The 20061-nt window shown below is 55.1% G+C and carries 16 protein-coding genes; 15 read left to right on the forward strand and 1 reads right to left on the reverse strand.

Annotation, left to right across the window (positions count from 1 at the left end; translation table 11 throughout):
- Positions 1 to 2 precede the first annotated feature (2 nt).
- The 13 genes from ftsL (at position 3) to lpxC (ending at position 15510) form a co-directional block, all read left to right on the forward strand.
- On the forward strand, positions 3 to 317 hold the full coding sequence (ftsL, locus tag DB48_RS03750) for a cell division protein FtsL (RefSeq protein ID WP_041509001.1): 315 nt from the start codon (positions 3 to 5) through the stop codon (positions 315 to 317).
- Positions 314 to 2050: a peptidoglycan D,D-transpeptidase FtsI family protein gene (locus DB48_RS03755; protein ID WP_041509002.1), complete on the forward strand. Its 1737-nt coding sequence runs from the start codon at positions 314 to 316 to the stop codon at positions 2048 to 2050. Before ftsL ends, DB48_RS03755 begins: the two co-directional genes overlap by 4 nt.
- Positions 2047 to 3516 (forward strand): UDP-N-acetylmuramoyl-L-alanyl-D-glutamate--2,6-diaminopimelate ligase, encoded by a 1470-nt coding sequence (murE, locus tag DB48_RS03760; protein ID WP_041509003.1) that lies wholly within the window; start codon positions 2047 to 2049, stop codon positions 3514 to 3516. The genes DB48_RS03755 and murE overlap by 4 nt, the downstream gene beginning before the upstream one ends.
- Positions 3513 to 4883 (forward strand): UDP-N-acetylmuramoyl-tripeptide--D-alanyl-D-alanine ligase, encoded by a 1371-nt coding sequence (locus DB48_RS03765; RefSeq protein WP_041509004.1) that lies wholly within the window; start codon positions 3513 to 3515, stop codon positions 4881 to 4883. Before murE ends, DB48_RS03765 begins: the two co-directional genes overlap by 4 nt.
- Complete coding sequence (gene mraY, locus DB48_RS03770) at positions 4883 to 5965, forward strand: phospho-N-acetylmuramoyl-pentapeptide-transferase (RefSeq protein ID WP_041509005.1); 1083 nt, start codon at positions 4883 to 4885, stop codon at positions 5963 to 5965. The genes DB48_RS03765 and mraY overlap by 1 nt, the downstream gene beginning before the upstream one ends.
- A 6-nt stretch (positions 5966 to 5971) precedes the next feature.
- Complete coding sequence (gene murD / locus DB48_RS03775; protein ID WP_041509006.1) at positions 5972 to 7303, forward strand: UDP-N-acetylmuramoyl-L-alanine--D-glutamate ligase; 1332 nt, start codon at positions 5972 to 5974, stop codon at positions 7301 to 7303.
- Entirely contained in the window at positions 7296 to 8510 is a 1215-nt protein-coding gene (ftsW, locus tag DB48_RS03780) for a cell division protein FtsW (RefSeq protein WP_041509007.1), read from the forward strand. The genes murD and ftsW overlap by 8 nt, the downstream gene beginning before the upstream one ends.
- Complete coding sequence (gene murG, locus DB48_RS03785; protein ID WP_041509008.1) at positions 8511 to 9605, forward strand: undecaprenyldiphospho-muramoylpentapeptide beta-N-acetylglucosaminyltransferase; 1095 nt, start codon at positions 8511 to 8513, stop codon at positions 9603 to 9605.
- The gene (murC, locus tag DB48_RS03790) at positions 9598 to 11052 is read left to right on the forward strand and encodes a UDP-N-acetylmuramate--L-alanine ligase (protein ID WP_041509009.1); all 1455 of its coding nucleotides are present in this window, start codon (positions 9598 to 9600) and stop codon (positions 11050 to 11052) included. Before murG ends, murC begins: the two co-directional genes overlap by 8 nt.
- A gap of 143 nt (positions 11053 to 11195) precedes the next feature.
- Positions 11196 to 11960 (forward strand): cell division protein FtsQ/DivIB, encoded by a 765-nt coding sequence (locus DB48_RS03795; protein WP_052813648.1) that lies wholly within the window; start codon positions 11196 to 11198, stop codon positions 11958 to 11960.
- Between the two features lie 3 nt (positions 11961 to 11963).
- Positions 11964 to 13199, forward strand: coding sequence for a cell division protein FtsA (gene ftsA, locus DB48_RS03800; protein ID WP_011867246.1), 1236 nt, complete (start codon positions 11964 to 11966; stop codon positions 13197 to 13199).
- Between the two features lie 34 nt (positions 13200 to 13233).
- Entirely contained in the window at positions 13234 to 14409 is a 1176-nt protein-coding gene (gene ftsZ / locus DB48_RS03805) for a cell division protein FtsZ (protein WP_041509011.1), read from the forward strand.
- Between the two features lie 180 nt (positions 14410 to 14589).
- Complete coding sequence (gene lpxC, locus DB48_RS03810; RefSeq protein ID WP_041509012.1) at positions 14590 to 15510, forward strand: UDP-3-O-acyl-N-acetylglucosamine deacetylase; 921 nt, start codon at positions 14590 to 14592, stop codon at positions 15508 to 15510.
- A 3-nt stretch (positions 15511 to 15513) separates the two neighbouring features.
- On the opposite strand, the gene DB48_RS03815 is transcribed toward lpxC, so the two are convergent.
- On the reverse strand, positions 15514 to 15969 hold the full coding sequence (locus DB48_RS03815; RefSeq protein WP_041509013.1) for a DUF721 domain-containing protein: 456 nt from the start codon (positions 15967 to 15969) through the stop codon (positions 15514 to 15516).
- A gap of 27 nt (positions 15970 to 15996) precedes the next feature.
- Here DB48_RS03815 and DB48_RS03820 point away from each other — a divergent pair, with 27 nt between their 5' ends.
- Together DB48_RS03820 and secA are read left to right on the forward strand one after the other, a co-directional pair.
- Positions 15997 to 16896: a M23 family metallopeptidase gene (locus DB48_RS03820; RefSeq protein WP_041509014.1), complete on the forward strand. Its 900-nt coding sequence runs from the start codon at positions 15997 to 15999 to the stop codon at positions 16894 to 16896.
- Positions 16897 to 16954: 58 nt separating this feature from the next.
- Positions 16955 to 19678, forward strand: a complete 2724-nt coding sequence (secA, locus tag DB48_RS03825; RefSeq protein WP_041509015.1) for a preprotein translocase subunit SecA — start codon at positions 16955 to 16957, stop codon at positions 19676 to 19678.
- Positions 19679 to 20061 lie beyond the last annotated feature (383 nt).

Here is a 20061-nt window from a genome sequence, read left to right on the forward strand (position 1 = left end):
TAGTGAGTAAGTCACAACTTAACCTGACTCGTATCGTATTACTCGATCTTTGGCATCACAAGTGGGTGCTCTTGATGGCTTTTATTGTGATCGCGAATGCCGTTTTGGTGGTTTACACCAGCCATTCCAGTCGCAAATACACCAGCCAGTGGGATCAGTTGCTGCAAGAGCGCGACCGCTTGGATATCGAATGGCGCAACCTGTTGCTGGAAGAGCAGTCGCAGTCGGAACACAGTCGGGTGACACGGATTGCCACGAAAGAGCTGGACATGAAGCGGCCGTTACCCAATGAAGAAGTGGTGGTGAGAGTACCATGAGCAAGCAGGCGAAACGTAAACAGAAACCACAGCTGATCCACTGGCGTCTCTACGTCGTGGTCGGTTTCGTGTGTCTGCTGTTTACCAGCCTGGTGGGCCGCGCCGCCTATATTCAGATCATCGAGCCGGAAAAGCTGCGTCACGAGAGTGACATGCGCACCCTGCGCACCACGAGCAACGAGGTGCATCGCGGCATGATCACCGACCGCAACGGTGAGATGCTGGCGGTCAGTGTGCCGGTCAAGGCTGTCTATGCCGATCCTAAGGTGGTGCATGATCGCAACGGTTTCGCCGATATGCGTCGTTGGCAGGCGCTGGCCGATGTGCTGCACGAGCCCAAGGAGGAGATCCTGGCGCGGGTGCAGTCTAACCCCAAGAAACGTTTTACCTACCTCAAGCGCCAAGTTACCCCGGCGGTGGCCGAGTATATCAAGCAGCTTAAGCTGCCCGGCGTCTATCTCAAGGCAGAGTCGCGTCGCTACTATCCTACAAGTGAGATCAGCGCGCAGTTGGTGGGCCTGACCAATATCGACGACGTGGGTATCGAGGGGATCGAGAACACCTATAACGACTGGCTCACCGGCACGCCGACCAAACACAAGGTGCGTAAATCCCGTGACGGTCACGTCGTCGAGCGTCTGGATACGGTGCAAACCGGCGAAAGCTCTAACGATCTGGTGCTGAGTATCGATCAGCGCATCCAGCAGCTGGCCTATCGCGAGATTAAGCGTGCCACAGAGATCAACCAGGCCACCTCGGCCTCAATCGTGGTGCTCGACGTGCACACGGGTGAGGTGTTGGCCATGGCAAACACCCCAAGCTATAACCCCAACTCCCGCGATAACCTGCAAAGCTATCGTATGCGTAACCGTGCCCTGACCGACGCCTATGAGCCGGGATCCACCATCAAGCCCTTCGTGGTCGCCGCGGCGCTCGAGGCGGGTACCATCAAGGAAGATCAGATCTTCAAGACGCATCCGGGTCGCGTACGTATCGGCGGCAAGATAGTGCGTGACGGCCGTAACTACGGCGACATGTCCCTGGGTGATGTATTAGTGCATTCCAGTAACGTGGGGATGACGCAGATCGCCCTGTCGATGCCGGTGCAGGAGCTGCTGGGTTACTACCAGGCCATGGGGCTGGGTAACTATTCGGGCATCAACCTGCCAGGTGAGAGTGCCGGTCTCATCCATGATCGTCGTCGTTGGTCCGATTTCGAGCGGGCAACCCTCTCCTTTGGTTATGCCCTGACGGTGACTCCGCTGCAGATCGCCCGCATGTACGCCATGCTGGGCAGTGGTGGCGTGTTGTATCCCTCTTCGATTCTCAAGCTTAAGAAGGCGCCCGAGGGGGATCAGGTGATCTCGCCCGAGGTGGCTCGCAGCGTGATGCAGATGCTGATCGGTGTCACCGAGCCTGGCGGTACCGCTAAGAAGGCCCATATCGACGGCTATCCGGTTGCGGGGAAGACGGGTACCGCCCGTAAGGCCGTGGCCGGTGGCTATGGCGAAGATTATGTCGCCCTGTTTGCCGGGGTCGCGCCTGTGCACAACCCAAGACTCGCCATGGTTGTGGTGGTCAATGAGCCTAAGGGCGATCGTTATTATGGCGGCGATGTGGCCGCTCCCGTGTTTGCCAAAGTGATGTCAGGGGCACTACAGATGTTAAATGTTGAGCCGATCAGTGCTCGAGAAAAAGTTCAATTGGCCGGTAATGTCAGGAGGGGCGAATAATGCAGCTGTGCGATCTCCTTGCCCCCTGGTTTCACTACGCCGGCGGTGAGTCACTCAGTCATCTGACGCTGGATAGCCGAGAGATAGGCCAAGGCAGTGTGTTTGTTGCCGTGCCCGGCCACAGCGTCGATGGACGGGACTTTGTCGACGCCGCCCTTTCACAGGGAGCCGTGGCGGCACTGATTCATACCGACGATCCGGCGCTGCATGGCAAGGTGACTCAAGAAGACGGCCTAAGGATCTACTTTTTTCAGCTGCAACGGCAGCTGTCGGCACTCGCCTCCCAACTCTATGTGCTGGGGCTGGACAGAATCAAGCTGATCGGCGTGACGGGCACCAATGGTAAGACATCGGTGACCCAACTGATCGCTCAGCTGAGCCAAGGTTTGAGCCAGCCGAGCGCCGTCATGGGCACCCTGGGCAACGGCATGTGGGGACAGCTGGTCGATAGCGGCAACACCACGGCCGACCCGATCACTGTGATGCGTCAGCTCAAGGAGTTTGACCAACAGGGCGCGGCTGTCTGTGCCATGGAGGTCTCCAGTCATGGCCTGGTGCAGGGACGTGTCGATGCCGTGCCCTTTGACGTGGCCGTGTTTACTAACCTAAGCCGGGATCACCTGGATTATCATGGCTCTATGGATGCCTATGGCGCAGCCAAGCAGCGCCTGTTTAGATTCAGCTCCCTAAGCCATGGTTTGATTAACCTAGACGATCCCGTGGGGCGTCAGTGGATACAGGATAAACGCTGTAAGGGGCTGGTGGGCTTTAGCATTCAGGGCCAGGAAGGCGCCTCCATCTATACCAAAGCGGTCAGGCAACATGCTCAGGGCGTTAGCGCGACGCTAGTCTGGCCCGAAGGCGAGGCGAAAATCGACTCGCCGCTACTGGGCACCTTTAACCTGTCTAATCTAGTGGCGGCCCTGGGGGCACTCTATCTGAGCGGATACTCGATGGCGCAGCTGCTGACTCAGGTATCCAGCCTTAAGCCTGTGGCGGGACGCATGGAGCGTTTCACCACTCAAGACGGCGTTACCCTAGTGGTGGACTATGCCCATACGCCGGATGCCATAGAGCAGGCGCTTAAGGCCCTGCGCGGTCATTGCCGCGGCAAGTTGTGGTGCGTCTTCGGTTGTGGTGGCGACCGTGACAAGGGCAAGCGTCCCCTGATGGCCCGCGCCGCCGAAGACAACGCCGATTGCGTCATGGTCACCAGCGATAATGCGCGTAGCGAAGATCCCATGGTGATCATCAATGATGTGCTGGCCGGGCTAAACAAGCCGCAGGTAGCCTTGACTCAAGTCGATAGACAAAAGGCGATCCGCGAGGTGGTGACCCTGGCATCCGGCGGCGATCTGATTTTGCTGGCCGGCAAGGGCCATGAGACCTATCAGGAGATCGCCGGCAAACGCCTGGATTATGATGAACGTGCCCTAGCGGCAGCCATTGCGAGGGGCGGCAAATGATTCCACTGCGACTGTCAGAATTAGCCAAGGTGCTCGGTGCCCAACATGTTGGCGATGATCTTAGCGTCAGCAAGGTCTCGAGCGATAGCCGTGTGGTGGACTCTCAAACCCTGTTCGTCGCCCTCAAGGGTGAGCGTTTCGATGCCCATAATTTTGCCGCCAAGGCGGTGGCCGATGGCGCCAGCGCCCTACTGGTCGAGCGTGAGCTGCCGATAGCGGCGCCTCAGCTTGTTGTCACCAACAGCCAGAAGGCTATGGGCCAGATAGGCGCCTATGTGAAGCAGTGTGTCGCGCCCAAGAGCGTGGCCCTCACCGGCTCCAATGGCAAGACCAGCGTGAAGGAGATGGTGGCGACCATATTGTCGACCCAGCATCAGGTGCTTTACACCGCAGGCAACTTCAACAACGAAGTGGGCGTGCCTTTGACCCTGCTGCGTCTCGAGCCGCAACACGAATACGGGGTGTTCGAATTAGGCGCCAATCATCTCGGTGAGATTAATTACACTTCATCTTTAGTGCAACCCGATGTGGCGATGGTTAATAATGTCGCCTCGGCGCATCTCGAGGGATTTGGCTCGCTGGAAGGCGTGGCTAAGGCCAAGTCGGAGATCTTCCTCCACCTGGCTAAGGATGGTGTCGCCGTGATCAATGCCGACGACGCATTTGCCGATGTGATGCGCCGCGCGGCCGCTAGCCATACCCAGTTGAGTTTTTCTTCCCAGGGGAATCCAGTAGATGTCAGCGCCGACGAGCTCAGTGCAGATGCCTTGGGCTGTTATCGCTTTTGGCTCAGTTACCGAGGCGAGCGGCGTCAGGTCAGCCTGCCGCTGTCTGGTCGTCATCAGGTGAGCAATGCCCTGGCGGCAACCAGCATCTGTTTGGCGCTGGGATTGTCACTGGATGAGATAGTTCAAGGACTGATGCAGCTGCAACCCGTGAAGGGCCGTATGCAGCCGACCCGTCTGGGACGCTTCTTGCTGATTGACGATACCTATAACGCCAATCCGGCCTCTGTGGGGGCGGCAATCGACTGGCTTCAAGAAATTGAAGGAAATCGCTGTTTAGTGCTGGGCGATTTAGGCGAATTAGGTGACAATGCGTCCCTTTTACATCGGCAGCTGGGCGAGAAGGCCAAGCAGCAGGGGATCGATGCCTTGTATTCACTGGGAGAGTTGAGTCGGGCGAGTAGCGAGGCTTTCGCCGGCAAGCACTTCACCGACTTAGATGCATTGGTTGTTGATTTAGTTAGTTATTTTAACCAGTTAACCGGCAAGGTGACTGTGTTAGTTAAGGGGTCTCGAAGCGCCAAGATGGAGCGGGTTGTCGAGGCTCTCATTGCCGCCTTTGAGCGCAAGGAGTTGTTTTAATGCTGGTTTATCTGGCTGATTATCTAACCCAGTTTTATTCTGGGTTTAACGTTTTCTCTTATGTGACCTTCAGGGCGATCCTGGGGCTGTTGACCGCCATGGTGTTTAGCCTGTGGTGGGGGCCTAAGATGATCGAGCGTCTGCAACTGCTGCAGATAGGTCAGGTGGTCCGTAACGAAGGCCCCGAGTCCCATTTTGCCAAGCGCGGCACGCCAACCATGGGCGGCCTGTTGATCTTGGCTGGCGTGTTCATCAGTGTGCTGCTCTGGGGTGATTTGGGTAGCCGCTATGTGTGGGTCATGCTCTTCGTGCTGGGCGCCTTTGGCTTGATCGGCTTTATCGACGATTACCGCAAGGTGGTCCGTAAGGACACCAAGGGGCTTATTGCGCGCTGGAAGTATATCTTGCAGTCCCTGGCGGCCCTGGCGATTGCCTTCTACCTGTATGCCTCTGCCGGTAATGCCGGTGAGACTCAGTTAGTGCTGCCCTTCTTCAAAGATGTGATGCCGCAGCTGGGCGCTTTCTTCATTCTGCTGGCCTACTTCACCATTGTCGGCTCGAGCAATGCGGTGAACCTGACCGACGGTCTCGATGGGCTGGCGATTATGCCTACCGTGATGGTTGCGGCGGCCTTTGCGCTGATCGCCTATCTGTCGGGCCATGTGCAGTTTGCTAACTATCTGCATATTCCTTATCTGCCAGGCTCGGGTGAGCTGGTGATCGTCTGCACCGCCATCGTCGGCGCAGGCTTAGGCTTCCTTTGGTTCAACACCTATCCGGCTCAGGTCTTCATGGGCGACGTGGGGTCGCTGTCTCTGGGCGCGGCGCTTGGCACCATCGCCGTATTGGTGCGCCAGGAGATCTTACTGGTGATCATGGGCGGCGTATTTGTGATGGAGACGGTTTCAGTGATCCTGCAGGTCGGCTCTTATAAGTTACGCGGCCAACGCATCTTCAGGATGGCACCCATACATCATCACTATGAGCTGAAAGGTTGGCCCGAACCCAGAGTGATCGTGCGTTTCTGGATCATCTCCCTCTTCCTGGTGTTGCTAGGCCTAGCAACCTTAAAGTTAAGGTAAGACGCCATGGCGAGTCAGTACAAGCACATCGTTTTAGGATTGGGAGCCACAGGGCTCTCGGTGGTGCGTTATTTAATTAAGCAGGGCATCACGCCATTGGTGATGGACAGTCGTGAGAATCCGCCGGGTCGTGAGACCCTGAGCCAGGAGTTTCCCGAGGTGCTATTGCTCACCGGCGGCTTCGATTGTCGCTACCTAGTGCAGGCCAGTCAGATAGTCGTTAGCCCTGGCATTCCGCTGGATACCGCCGAGGTGCGCGCGGCAGTGGACATGGGGATAGATATCGTCGGCGACGTCGAGTTATTTGCCAGAGCCTTGCAGGGCCGTGAGCCCTGCGTCATAGGCATTACCGGCTCTAACGGCAAGTCGACCGTGACCACACTCGTGGGCGAGATGGCGGCTAAGGCGGGCATCAAGGTGGCCGTGGGCGGCAACATCGGTGTGCCTGTGCTGGATCTGCTCGAGGGCGATAATGAGCTGTTCGTGCTTGAGCTGTCGAGTTTTCAGCTTGAGACCACGGCTAGCCTCAACTGCATCAGCGCCACCTGTCTGAATATCAGCGAAGATCATATGGACAGGTATTCGGATCTCGAGAGCTATCGTCAGGCCAAGCTGCGTCTGTATGACCAGACCAAGCTGGCTATCTTCAATCGCGACGATCTGCTGACCCGCCCCAACGAGCCGATGAACCAGAACAGTTTCGGCCTCTCTCTGCCCGAGGGCGACGAGTGGGGGGTTAACCATGGCATCTTAGTGCATGGCTCCACCGAATATGTCGCCGCCGATCAGGTCGCGCTGGTCGGTAGTCACAATCAGGCCAACTTGCTGGTTGCCATGGCGTTGGCCGATAGCGCCGGCGTGGAGAAGGCAGCCATGGTCGAGGTGGCAAAACAGTTTAAGGGACTGGCACATCGCTGCGAACTGGTGGGCAAACACCTGGGCGTGAGTTATGTGAACGACTCCAAGGCGACCAATGTGGGTGCGACTATAGCGGCCCTGCAGGGGCTGAGTGAGCATCAGGGGCAGATTATTTTAATCGCCGGCGGTGACGGTAAGGGCGCCGACTTCTCGGTGCTGCGCAGCGTGCTGCTGGATGTGGCTCAGGTGATCACCCTGGGCAAGGACGGCGACAGGATTGCCGAGCAGTTTGATGGCGCCATTCGCGTGGAGTCGATGCAAGAGGCGGTGACTCAGGCGGCCAGCTTGGCCAAGCCTGGCGACCTCGTGTTGCTGTCACCGGCCTGCGCCAGTTTGGATATGTACGCCAACTTCATGGCCAGGGGCGATGATTTTCGCGCCCAGGTGGCCGCGTTGGCCCAAGAGGTGATGCATGCGTAGCGACGAGCGTCAACTAAGCCTGTTTGGTAGCTCCCTTAGCTGGTCGCTGCCGAACCTGTTTAGTCAACGCGAGGCGCCGGGCATGCAGCTCTATGATAGAGCCCTGCTGTTTGCGGTCATCTCTCTGATCAGTTTCGGCTTCATCATGGTGATGTCGGCCTCTATGCCAGAGGCCACGAGTCTGACGGGGAATCCTTACCACTTCGTGTGGCGCCATGTGGCCTACCTGGTGGGCTGTGCCCTGATTGCCGCCGTGGTGTTACAGATAGAGATGCATAGCTGGCAGCAGCTGAGCCCAATCATGCTGCTGGTTGTTGGTATCATGTTGGTGGCGGTGCCGATCGTCGGGACCACGGTAAACGGCGCGACCCGCTGGTTGTCGGTTGGTCCTATTCGTATTCAGGTCGCCGAGTTGGCCAAATTTGTCTTTGCCGTGTATATGGCTGGCTATCTGGTGCGTCGTCATCAGGAGGTGCGGGAAAACGCCAAGGGTTTCTATAAGCCGATTGCCGTGTTTGCCGTGTATGCCTTCCTGATCCTGCTGCAGCCGGATCTCGGCACTGTGGTGGTGCTGTTTGTCGGCACTGTGGGCCTTTTGTTTTTAGCCGGTGCAAGATTGCTCGACTTCTTCGCGCTGATCTTGACCGGGGCGATGGCCTTCGTCGGCCTGGTATTGCTGGAGCCTTACCGTATGCGACGGGTGACCTCGTTTCTGGATCCCTGGCAGGATCCCTTCGGTAGCGGTTATCAGCTTACCCAATCGCTGATGGCCTATGGCCGCGGCGACTGGTTAGGGCAGGGCTTGGGCAACAGTATTCAGAAACTGGAATACCTGCCCGAGGCCCACACAGATTTTATCTTCGCCGTGATCGGTGAAGAGCTTGGCTTTCTCGGCATTATTGCCGTGTTGTCGGTTTTGCTGTTTGTCGCCCTGAGGGCGATTAAGCTGGGCAACTTGTGTCTGCTCGGTGACAGGGCATTCGAGGGCTATCTGGCCTATGCCATCGGCATCTGGATCTGTTTCCAGACCGTGGTCAACGTGGGCGCCAGCATAGGCATGTTGCCGACTAAAGGTTTGACCCTGCCCTTTATCAGCTACGGTGGCAGTAGCCTGTGGGTGATGACGGCGGCGGCAATGATATTGATCCGTATCGATCATGAGAGAAGATTAAGCCTGATTCAGGCGGTACAAGGCAAGGTGAAGTAGATGGCGCTAGAGAAACGTATTTTGATCATGGCAGGTGGCACGGGCGGACACGTGTTCCCGGCGCTAGCCGTGGCCAAAGCGTTAGCCAAACAGGGCTGGCAGGTACGCTGGCTGGGCACCGCCGATCGTATGGAGGCGCGTCTGGTGCCTCAACATGGTTTCGATATCGATTTCATAGATATCAAGGGGGTGCGTGGCAACGGCCTTATCCGTAAGCTCGCGGCGCCCTTTAAGATCTTGCGTTCCATCATGCAGGCGCGTGAGGTGATAAAAGAGTTCAAGCCCGATGTGGTGCTGGGCATGGGCGGTTTTGCCAGTGGCCCGGGTGGGGTTGCCGCCAAGCTAAGCGGTATTCCCTTGGTGCTCCATGAGCAAAACGCCATCCCAGGCATGACCAACAAGCTGTTGTCGCGTATCGCCAGCCGTGTGCTGTGCGCCTTCGAGAACACCTTCGAGGGCAGTGCCGAGGTGGTGGGTAACCCAATCCGCAGCGAGCTGATTGCCCTGGGGCGTAGCGAGCAGACAAGTGTCCAAGACGATGCGCTGCGGGTCTTGGTGGTCGGCGGCAGCTTGGGCGCCAAGGTATTTAATGACCTGATGCCAAGCGTGACGGCTGCGGTGGCGCAGCATCATTCGATCACAGTATGGCACCAGGTGGGTAAGGGCAATCAGGCGCAGGTCGAGGCGGAATATCTTCAGCTGGGACAGTCCGGCAGCGTCAAGGTGGCCGAGTTTATCGATGATATGGAAGCGGCCTATCGCTGGGCCGACGTGATTCTGTGCCGGGCTGGCGCCCTGACAGTGTCAGAGGTGGCGGCGGTAGGCTTACCGAGTCTGCTGGTGCCTTATCCCCATGCGGTGGATGATCACCAGACCAAGAATGCCCAGGTCTTGGTGGAAGCGGGCGGCGCATTTTTGCTGCCACAGACAGTATTAGATCGTGAAAAATTGATCAGCAAGTTGCAGATCTTGGCGTCAGACCGTAAGGCCCTCATCGAGATGGGGCAGCTGGCCAAGAGTGTTGCTGTGTTAGATGCCACAGAGCGGGTCGCCGATGTGTGTATTACGCTGGCAAGTAAGGAAAAAGATGATTAAAACCGAAGAGAAGTACGCCCAATTAAGAACCATCATTCCAGAGATGCGTCGCGTCAAGCGGATCCACTTTGTGGGGATCGGCGGCGCGGGTATGGGCGGTATTGCCGAGGTATTGGTAAACGAAGGTTATCGTCTTAGTGGTTCCGATATCGCCGAGAACGCCGTGACGGCGCGTCTTAAACGACTCGGTGCGGCGATCTTCATCGGTCACCATGCCGATCAGGTTGAGGGTGCCGATGTGGTGGTGGTTTCCACGGCTATCGATGCCAGTAACCCAGAGATTTTAGCGGCCCAGGAGCGACGCATCCCTATCGTGCGCCGGGCAGAGATGTTGGCCGAGCTGATGCGTTATCGCCATGGTGTGGCGGTGGCCGGTACTCACGGCAAGACGACCACGACCAGCCTTATCGCCAGCGTCTATGGTCAGGCCGAGCGGGATCCTACCTTCGTGATCGGCGGCCTGCTTAACAGTGCCGGTACCAATGCCCGTCTGGGTAAGAGCCGCTACCTGATCGCCGAGGCGGACGAGAGCGATGCCAGCTTCCTGCATCTGCAGCCCATGGTGAGTGTGGTGACCAACATAGAAGCCGACCACATGGATACCTATGAGGGGGATTTCGAGAAGCTGAAATCCACCTTTGTCGATTTTCTGCATAACCTGCCCTTCTATGGGGTGGCCGTGGCCTGCATCGATGATCCTGTGGTGAGAGAGATATTGCCACGCATCGGCCGTAAGGTAGTGACCTATGGTTTCAGCGATGATGCCGATGTGCAGGCGCTTAACTTCGAGCAGCAGGGCTACAGTTCACGCTTTACCGTGCGCCGTGAAGGCATGACGGATCTGGAACTGCGGGTTAACCTGCCCGGTCGTCACAATGTGCTCAACGCCCTGGCCGCGATTGCCGTGGCGACAGAAGATGAGGTTGAAGATGAGGCGATCATCCGTGCCCTGGATGAGTTTCAGGGTATAGGTCGTCGTTTCCAGCAGCTGGGTGAATTTACTACGGCCGCGGGCGAGGTGATGCTGGTCGATGACTATGGTCATCACCCCAGCGAGGTGGCGGCAACCATTAAGGCGGCACGTTCCGGCTGGCCAGACAAACGTCTGGTGATGATCTATCAGCCCCACAGATATAGCCGCACCCGAGATCTCTATGATGATTTTGTCGAGGTGTTGGCCCAGGTAGATTGCCTGCTGTTACTCGATGTCTATAGTGCCGGAGAGGCGCCTGTGCCGGGGGCGGATAGTCGTGCCCTGTGCCGCTCGATTCGTCAGCGTGGCCAGATAGATCCTATCTTCGTGGCCGAACCTGAGCAGCTGCAGACCATTCTGCCTGGTGTGTTGCAAGAGGGCGATCTGCTGCTGACTCAAGGGGCCGGCAATATCGGCGCTGTGAGTCGTCAACTGGCCGATGCCGGGTTGCAGTTTGAGTCGGAAAACCAATGAGGTTGAGGGCATCTTGCCCTGGCCTCGATGAAGCTTTTGACGCTAGAGGTGAGGTAGTTATAATGGCCGGTTCCTTACGACTGCCCTCTGGTAGTAAATTGATTGATTTTTATACATTAAATGATGCGTTAGGGCGATAAGCAGTGTCCTTAAGAGAGCTAGGTAGCCGTTGGAAAAGTAGGTTGGGACAGGTCGATTGGTACCTGTGTTTCGGCTTGATTTTTCTTTTCCTGGTGCTGTGTGGCTTGTCGATGGGAGGCTGGAAGCTACACCTGGTGTTGAACGATGCCGATGCCCTGCCTATCGAGGCGGTGGCGATAAAGGGTGACAGGCAGTTTACCAGCGATGCCGAGATACGCAGTGCGCTGCAGGATCTGATGCAGAGAAGCTTCTTCTCGGCGGATGTGAACCAGGTGCAGCAGGCGCTGGAGAATCTGCCCTGGGTCTACCACGCCTCGGTACGGCGCGAGTGGCCTGCAAAGTTGAAGGTGTATCTGGTGGAGCAGACGCCGGTCGCCCAATGGAACGAGACAGATTGGCTCAACGAGCAGGGGCAGGTGTTTAAGGCGCCGCTGCGTGAGGGTATAGGCCAGTTACCCAATCTGGTCGGCCCGGAAGACCAGGCGAAGTCAGTGTTGACTAACTATCGCCAGGTGAGTGAATTATTGAAGATCAACGGGTTCGATTTGGCCCGTTTAGAGTTAAGCCCCAGACATGCCTGGCTAGCCGTGCTGGCCAACGGCATAGAGTTGAAGCTGGGAAGGGAAGATAAGATGGCAAGGGTGCAGCGCTTTATCCATGTGTATCCCACATTGGTGAAACAGGATAAGCCCGTTGCCCGAGTCGATTTGCGCTACGATACCGGATTGGCCGTAGGTTGGGATGAAGCACAAGATGAGAGCCGTTAATTAATGACCAAGAATCAAGATAGAAATCTGATCGTTGGATTAGACATAGGAACGTCCAAAGTTGCTGTGATCATCGGTGAGGTATTACCCGATGGCGAGATCAGTGTGGTCGGCCTCGGCAGTCACCCCTCTCGCGGCATGGATAAGGGCGGGGTGAACGATCTCGACTCTATCGTGCGTAGTGTGCAACGTGCACTGGATCAGGCCGAGTTGATGGCCGACTGTCAGGTGGCTTCGGTCTACCTGGGGATCTCGGGTAAGCATATCCAGTGTCAGAACGAAAACGGCATGGTGTCGATTAATGACGAAGAGGTGACTCAGGAAGACGTGGACAACGTTATCCATACCGCCCGCTCGGTGAAGATCCCGACGGAGCGCCGTATTCTGCACGTCTTGCCACAAGAGTACGCCATCGATGTTCAGGACGGTATCCGCAGCCCTATAGGTATGTCGGGTATGCGTATGGAAGCCAAGGTGCATATCGTTACCTGCGCCAACGACATGGCCAAGAACATTACCAAGAGCGTCGAGCGTTGTGGCCTGAAGGTTGATGACCTGGTGTTTTCGGCGATCGCCTCGGCAGATGCCGTGCTCACCGATGATGAGAAAGATCTGGGTGTCTGTCTGGTAGATATGGGCGGTGGCACCACAGATATCACCATTTACACCAATGGTGCCCTGCGTCACTGCGCCGTGGTGCCTGTGGCGGGGAATCAGGTAACCAGCGATATCGCCAAGATCTTCCGCACGCCGTTGTCACACGCCGAGCAGATCAAGGTGCAATACGCCAGCGCCAGAAGCGCCATGGTGAGCCGCGAAGACAGCATCGAAGTGCCATCGGTGGGCGGACGCCCATCGCGCACCATGTCGCGCCATACCTTGGCCGAGGTGGTTGAGCCTAGGTACCAAGAGCTGTTTGAGCTGGTGCGTAAAGAGTTGCGAGACTGCGGCCTGGAAGATCAGGTCGCCGCCGGTATCGTGTTGACAGGTGGCACCGCCTCTATCGAGGGGGCGGTAGACGTCGCCGAGGCGACCTTTGGCATGCCTGTCAGAGTCGCCGAACCACTGCCGGTGAAAGGATTATTTGAATATGTGAACCAACCCATCTACTCCACGGGTGTTGGGTTGTTACATTATGGTGCAAGACGAGTGCTCGAGCGACAGTTCGAGCGCCCAGAGCGCCAAGGGGTGACCAGCCTTTGGAATCGGGTCCAGAGCTGGTTTAAGGGTGAGTTTTAAGGTTAATAACGCAGACTAAAACGGAGAAAAGACCATGTTTGAGATCATGGATAGTCATTCCGATGAGGCGGTGATCAAGGTCATCGGCGTCGGTGGCGGTGGTGGTAACGCCGTCGAGCATATGGTGAAACACAATATCGAGGGTGTTGAGTTCGTTGCAACCAATACCGATGCCCAGGCGCTACGTAAATCGGCGGCGGGCACCACCATTCAGTTGGGGCGTGATGTCACCAAGGGTCTTGGCGCAGGCGCCAACCCAGAGATAGGTCGCCTGGCGGCCGAAGAAGACAGAGAGAACATCCGCAGCGCGATTAAGGGTTCGGACATGATCTTTATCGCCGCCGGTATGGGTGGTGGTACGGGTACAGGTGCCGCACCTGTCGTGGCCGAGATCGCCCGTGAAGAGGGGATCCTCACCGTTGCCGTGGTGACTAAGCCTTTCCCATTCGAAGGCAAGAAGCGTATGTCTTATGCCGACCAGGGCATCGAGATGCTGGCCAAGCATGTGGACTCGCTGATCACCATTCCAAACGAGAAGCTGCTTAAGGTCCTGGGCCGTGGCACCTCATTGCTCGACGCCTTCGCAGCGGCGAACAACGTGTTGCTTGGTGCGGTACAAGGTATCGCCGAGCTGATCACCCGTCCGGGTCTGATTAACGTCGACTTTGCCGACGTTAAGACTGTGATGTCTGAGATGGGCAATGCCATGATGGGTACAGGTGTGGCGAGCGGTGAAGATCGCGCCGAAGAAGCCGCCGAAGCTGCCGTGGCCAGTCCGCTGCTGGAAGATATCGACCTGGCTGGTGCCCGTGGCGTATTGGTGAACATTACTGCCGGTATGGACATGAGCATCGAAGAGTTCGAGACAGTGGGTAACCATGTTAAGGCTTATGCGTCAGACAATGCGACTGTGGTTGTGGGTGCGGTTATCGACCCAGAGATGAGCGATGAGCTGCGTGTAACGGTTGTGGCAACCGGTATCGGCGCCGAGAAGAAGCCTGATATTCAATTGGTTTCTAAGCCTGCGCCACGCCCTGAGCCAGCGCCAGCACCTGAGGTCAAGATTGAACTTCCAGTGGAAGAAGCTGTCCCACAGGCAATGGGAGCGGGTAATGTTGTGCAAGTGGCACAACCTGCTGCGGCTGCCGCGCCTAAGAGTGACCTTGATTACTTAGATATACCGGCATTTTTGCGTAAGCAAGCTGACTAGTCTTCGGGAAGGAGCGTGCTAGTCAGCGCCATATACCAGGATGTGGTACGACGATTTTCGTCGGTAAAATTTTGGTGAATTGGCAAAGATATGCTAGCATGTCCGACCTGCTGCGCCCTTGTGCGCCGCTTTGCTGTGCAGAAATAAACGCTTTTTTGTTGTGATATAACGGGTAACTAAATGATTTTTCAAAGAACTGTTAAAGAAATGGTTAAGACCACCGGTGTCGGATTGCATTCCGGTAACAAGGTGACTTTGACGATCAAACCCGCGCCAGTTAATACAGGGATCGTGTTGGTACGTACCGACTTGACGCCAAGCGTGGCCATTGCCGCCAAGGCGGATCAAGTGCGTGAGACGACCATGTGTACGGCGCTTGTGAATGACGAAGGTGTTCGTATCTCGACCATTGAGCATCTATTTGCCGCACTGGCAGGTTTAGGCATAGACAACGCAACAATCGAAGTCGATGCCCCTGAGATCCCTATTATGGATGGCAGCGCCAGCCCTTGGGTCTTCCTGCTGCAATCTGTCGGCATTCAGGAGCAAACCGCAGCAAAGAAATATCTAAGAATCAAGCGCCCCGTGCGTGTTGAAGACGGTGATAAGTGGGCCGAACTGCGCCCATTCAAGGGCTTTAGAGTCGATTTCGCGATCGATTTTAACCACCCTGAGATCGCCAGAAGTCAGCAGCATATGGTGATGGATTTTTCCTCTTCTGCCTTCGTGCGTGATATCAGCCGTGCCAGAACTTTCGGGTTTATGCGCGACATCGAATATCTGCGCGCCAACAACCTGGCGTTAGGTGGCAGCATGGAAAACGCCGTTGTGCTTGATGAATATCGCGTCCTCAACCCCGATGGTCTGCGTTATGAGGACGAGTTTGTTAAGCACAAAATTCTCGATGCGTTCGGTGATCTCTATGTCGCCGGTCACGCTATCGTCGGTGAATTCCGTGCGTTTAAGACAGGGCATGCGCTGAACAATCAGCTTGTTCGTGCCCTGTTAGCCGAGCAAGATGCTTGGGAATTGGTAAGCTTCGAGAAAGAAGAAGAGGTACCAGTCAGTTTCGCCGTACCAGCCGGTGCGGTAATGGCGTAACGCCTATTTGGATTGCCTTGAACGGCTGGCTAAAGCAGCCAGCCGTTTTAGTTTTTGGCCTAGGGAACCTTCTATATGCTCGGCCAAGGCGTCGATATGCGCCGCAGCGGTTTCGCTTATCTGGTTGTGAGCCTGCTTTGATTTTGTCTCATACATTTTCAGGCTTGGGTTGACTTTAACCTCGATAGCGGACAGCATGGGGAGCGTTTCGGCTTGTAACTGTTGCAAAAGCTTGGGTTTTTGAAAGTTTATTCTCGCAGCCCATGCGGCGGTACTGGTTTCGATAACGAGCACACCTTGACGGAAGTTGGCGACTTTTAGTTGTTCCGTGACAGGACCTGTGATCACCTGTTTTACATGATGATCCAGATGAAGCAGTAGTTCTGCTTTTTCGGCGATAGAGGGCAATTGACCCTGCTGAAGCAGTAATTGACTGAGGTCCTGCGGGGGCTTTTTCATAACATAATAAAATGGCTTAATGAGGCTATGAGTGTAACAGTTTTTATTCAAGGTCGGAATGGTGCGACGCGCTGGCAGCCGGGTAAGCGTTGGCTATTATTACCGGTTTTGCTTATCGCCGCAGGCACTGGCTTATATCAGCATAACGCCAAACAAATTCAGCAACAACAGGCCAGCGTCGATAACGAACGTGTCGCTCGTGAAGAGCAGAAGAACGAGCTTATCGAACTCAAAGGCGCGACCGAATCGCAACTGGCGATCTTGGTTACCCATGTGGCAAAGATGCAGGCTAAGGTGGCTCGTCTCGAGGCCCTGGGTCAGCAAGTTGCAAAAGATTACAAACTCGAAGATCAATTCGATTTCTCTTCTGAAGTCGGTGTTGGCGGCCTGAGCGAACTGGGCAGTAACATCGAACTCGATCAGCTTATCCAGGACATGGATAGGCTAGTGTCACGAATAGATAACAATAATGTTCAATTATCACTACTTGAAACGGTGACATCTAATCTCCATATAGATGAAGAACGTTATATCTCGGGGCGTCCCATCCAGAAAGGTTGGTTATCTTCGCCCTACGGTTTACGCAATGATCCCTTTAACGGCCGCAGAACCATGCATAAAGGCATAGACTTTGCTGGCAAAGAGGGAGCCGATGTTGTCGCCACCGCGGGCGGCGTCGTAACATGGGCAGGCAATATGTTTGGTTATGGTGAGTTGGTCGAGATAGATCATGGTAATGGTCTGCGAACTCGCTATGGACACAATAAGTCTTTGTCAGTAGCTGTAGGTGATGTGGTCGCAAAAGGCGAAAGTATTGCCAAAATGGGGAGTACGGGTCGTTCGACCGGTCCCCATGTGCATTATGAAGTGTTGCGTGGTGGACAGCAGATAGATCCTAAGAAGTATGTCTACCGCAAGGCAGGTTAAACTAAAATAGGCTTTTAGACTCGACAGGGACTTAGCCAACAACATAAAAGTGGTTCAGATGTTTGGTAAATTACTGACAAAAATATTTGGTAGTCGTAACGATCGCACCCTAAAAACTCTCGGTAAGATTGTCACAAAGATTAATGCCCTCGAAGCGGATTTTGAGAAGTTATCCGACGAGGAACTCAAGGCCAAGACGGCCGAGTTTAAGGAGCGATTGGAATCGGGCCAGACGCTGGACGATGTCATGCCAGAAGCCTTTGCCGTGGTACGCGAAGCCTCTAAGCGTGTGTTTGAAATGCGCCACTTCGACGTGCAGCTGCTTGGTGGCATGGTGCTCGACAGTAACCGCATCGCCGAGATGCGTACCGGTGAAGGTAAGACGCTGACCGCAACACTCCCCGCCTATTTGAACGCCCTGACCGGCAAAGGGGTTCACGTGATCACAGTGAACGACTACCTTGCCCGTCGCGATGCGGAAAACAACCGTCCCCTATTTGAGTTTCTGGGCATGACTGTCGGCGTGAATATCGCCGGTATGGGTCAGGCCGAGAAGAAGATGGCCTACGCGTCAGATATTACCTATGGTACTAACAACGAGTTTGGCTTCGATTACCTGCGTGACAACATGGCGTTCTCACCTAACGAGCGCGTGCAACGTCCGCTGCATTATGCACTGATCGATGAGGTCGACTCGATTCTGATCGATGAGGCGCGTACGCCACTGATCATCTCGGGCGCCGCCGAAGACAGCTCTGAGCTGTATATCAAGATCAACACTCTTATCCCTCACCTTATCCGTCAGGAGAAGGAAGATACCGAGGAAGAGATTGGTGATGGCGATTACTCTATCGATGAGAAGGCCAAGCAGGTCCACATGACCGAACGTGGTCAGGAGAAGGTTGAAGTCCTGCTGACAGAGCGCGGTATGCTGGCCGAGGGTGACTCACTCTATTCGGCAACTAACATCTCGTTGCTGCACCATGTTAACGCGGCGCTACGTGCTCATACCCTATTTGAAAAAGATGTTGACTACATAGTTCAAGACAACGAAGTGATCATCGTCGATGAACACACGGGTCGTACTATGCCGGGTCGTCGTTGGTCAGAAGGTCTGCACCAGGCGGTAGAAGCCAAAGAAGGGGTTCATATTCAAAATGAAAACCAGACTCTGGCGTCTATCACCTTCCAGAACTTCTTCCGTCAGTATGAGAAACTGGCCGGTATGACGGGTACCGCCGATACCGAAGCGTTCGAATTCCAACACATCTATGGTCTGGATACCGTGGTGATCCCGACTAACCGTCCCATGGTGCGTAAAGATCACGCGGATCTTGTTTATCTGACGGCGGAAGAGAAATACGATGCCATCATTAAAGACATCATAGATTGTCGTGACCGTGGCCAACCAGTATTGGTAGGTACTGTATCTATCGAACAGTCTGAACTGCTTCATAGCCTGCTGAAGAAGGCTAAGATCCCTCACGAGGTACTTAATGCTAAGTTCCACGAGCGCGAAGCTGAGATCGTTGCTCAGGCGGGCCGCAGTGGTGCAGTAACCATCGCAACTAACATGGCTGGTCGTGGTACCGATATCGTGTTAGGTGGTAACTGGAACATGGAGATCGACGCGCTCGACAATCCAACTGCCGAACAGAAGGCTAAGATTAAGGCCGATTGGCAAGTGCGCCACGACGAAGTGGTTGCCGCGGGCGGTCTGCATATCCTAGGTACCGAGCGTCATGAGTCGCGTCGTATCGATAACCAGCTTCGTGGCCGTTCAGGTCGTCAGGGTGATGCCGGTTCATCACGCTTCTATCTGTCGATGGAAGACAGCCTGATGCGTATTTTCGCCTCTGAGCGTGTTTCATCTATGATGAAGAAGCTTGGTATGGAGAAAGGCGAGGCTATCGAGCACCCTTGGGTATCACGTGCTATCGAGAATGCTCAGCGTAAGGTAGAGGCCCGTAACTTCGATATTCGTAAGCAGCTGCTTGAATTCGATGACGTGGCAAACGATCAGCGTCAGGTAGTCTATGCCCAGCGTAACGAGTTGATGGATGCCGAGAGCATTCAAGACACTATCGTTAATATCCAGGCTGATGTGGTTAACGGCCTCATCGATCAGTACATTCCACCACAGTCTGTCGAAGAGCTATGGGATGTTGCCGGCCTCGAGACGCGTCTCGAGCAAGAGTACGCCCTAAGAATGCCTGTCCAGGAGTGGTTGGATAAGGAAGACGATCTACACGAAGAGACGCTGCGTGAGCGTATCGTCGAGATGTGGGTGAAGGCATATAAGGCAAAAGAAGAGATGGTTGGCGCTCAGGTGCTACGTCAGTTCGAGAAAGCCGTCATGCTGCAAACGCTAGATGGTCTCTGGAAAGAGCATCTGGCGGCAATGGATCACCTGCGTCAGGGCATTCACCTACGTGGCTATGCGCAGAAGAATCCTAAGCAGGAATATAAGCGTGAGTCGTTCGAGCTATTCCAGCAGATGTTGGAAACTTTGAAGCATGACGTGATTAGTATTCTCTCTAAGGTACAGGTTCAGGCTCAGTCTGATGTCGAAGAGATGGAAGAGCGTCGTCGCCAGGAAGAAGCCAAGATGCGTCGCGACTATCAGCACGCAGAAGCTGAAGCTCTGGTCGGTGCAGAAGAGGCACAAGCCTTGGCCGTGACTCAGCCTGTAGTGCGTGAAGGTGAGAAAGTGGGCCGTAACGATCCTTGCCCTTGTGGTTCGGGTCGCAAGTATAAGCAGTGTCACGGCAAGTTAAGCTAATAATATAGTAAGTGGTTAGCTGAACTTAGCCATGCATATTAAGAAGCCATCCTAAGGATGGCTTTTTTGAACCCCTAAATCCGTTGCCTCTAAGGCGAAGATGGCGCCTAAATAGCGACATTTGTGGATAACTTTGGGGGTAAATGGTGTGTATGATGTGACTATCTAAAAAGATCGAAAAAAGTCTGATTTTTCTTAAAAAACCACTTGCGCCCAAATCAGAACTGCCTATAATGCGCATCCACTGACACGGCAAAGCAGATAACGCAGCGTCGAAACACTTGGTAGCTAAGGCGATAGGGTGGTCAGTCACTGAAAAGTGAAGCCTCAAAAAGTTTGCAAAAACTGCTTGACGCGAACAAGGGATTGCGTAGAATACGCAG

Origin of the sequence: Shewanella sp. cp20, from assembly GCF_000832025.1 — a bacterium.
In the GTDB taxonomy this organism is placed as follows: Bacteria; Pseudomonadota; Gammaproteobacteria; order Enterobacterales; family Shewanellaceae; genus Shewanella.

Bases quoted from the DNA above. Each gene is read 5' to 3' on its own strand.
- mraY (WP_041509005.1), top strand. From the start codon at position 4,883: ATGCTGGTTTATCTGGCTGATTATCTAACCCAGTTTTATTCTGGGTTT.
- ftsW (WP_041509007.1), top strand. From the start codon at position 7,296: ATGCGTAGCGACGAGCGTCAACTAAGCCTGTTTGGTAGCTCCCTTAGC.
- DB48_RS03765 (WP_041509004.1), top strand. From the start codon at position 3,513: ATGATTCCACTGCGACTGTCAGAATTAGCCAAGGTGCTCGGTGCCCAA.
- DB48_RS03755 (WP_041509002.1), top strand. From the start codon at position 314: ATGAGCAAGCAGGCGAAACGTAAACAGAAACCACAGCTGATCCACTGG.
- DB48_RS03820 (WP_041509014.1), top strand. From the start codon at position 15,997: ATGAGTGTAACAGTTTTTATTCAAGGTCGGAATGGTGCGACGCGCTGG.
- murC (WP_041509009.1), top strand. From the start codon at position 9,598: ATGATTAAAACCGAAGAGAAGTACGCCCAATTAAGAACCATCATTCCA.
- lpxC (WP_041509012.1), top strand. From the start codon at position 14,590: ATGATTTTTCAAAGAACTGTTAAAGAAATGGTTAAGACCACCGGTGTC.
- murG (WP_041509008.1), top strand. From the start codon at position 8,511: ATGGCGCTAGAGAAACGTATTTTGATCATGGCAGGTGGCACGGGCGGA.
- secA (WP_041509015.1), top strand. From the start codon at position 16,955: ATGTTTGGTAAATTACTGACAAAAATATTTGGTAGTCGTAACGATCGC.
- ftsA (WP_011867246.1), top strand. From the start codon at position 11,964: ATGACCAAGAATCAAGATAGAAATCTGATCGTTGGATTAGACATAGGA.
- murD (WP_041509006.1), top strand. From the start codon at position 5,972: ATGGCGAGTCAGTACAAGCACATCGTTTTAGGATTGGGAGCCACAGGG.
- ftsZ (WP_041509011.1), top strand. From the start codon at position 13,234: ATGTTTGAGATCATGGATAGTCATTCCGATGAGGCGGTGATCAAGGTC.
- DB48_RS03815 (WP_041509013.1), bottom strand. From the start codon at position 15,969: ATGAAAAAGCCCCCGCAGGACCTCAGTCAATTACTGCTTCAGCAGGGT.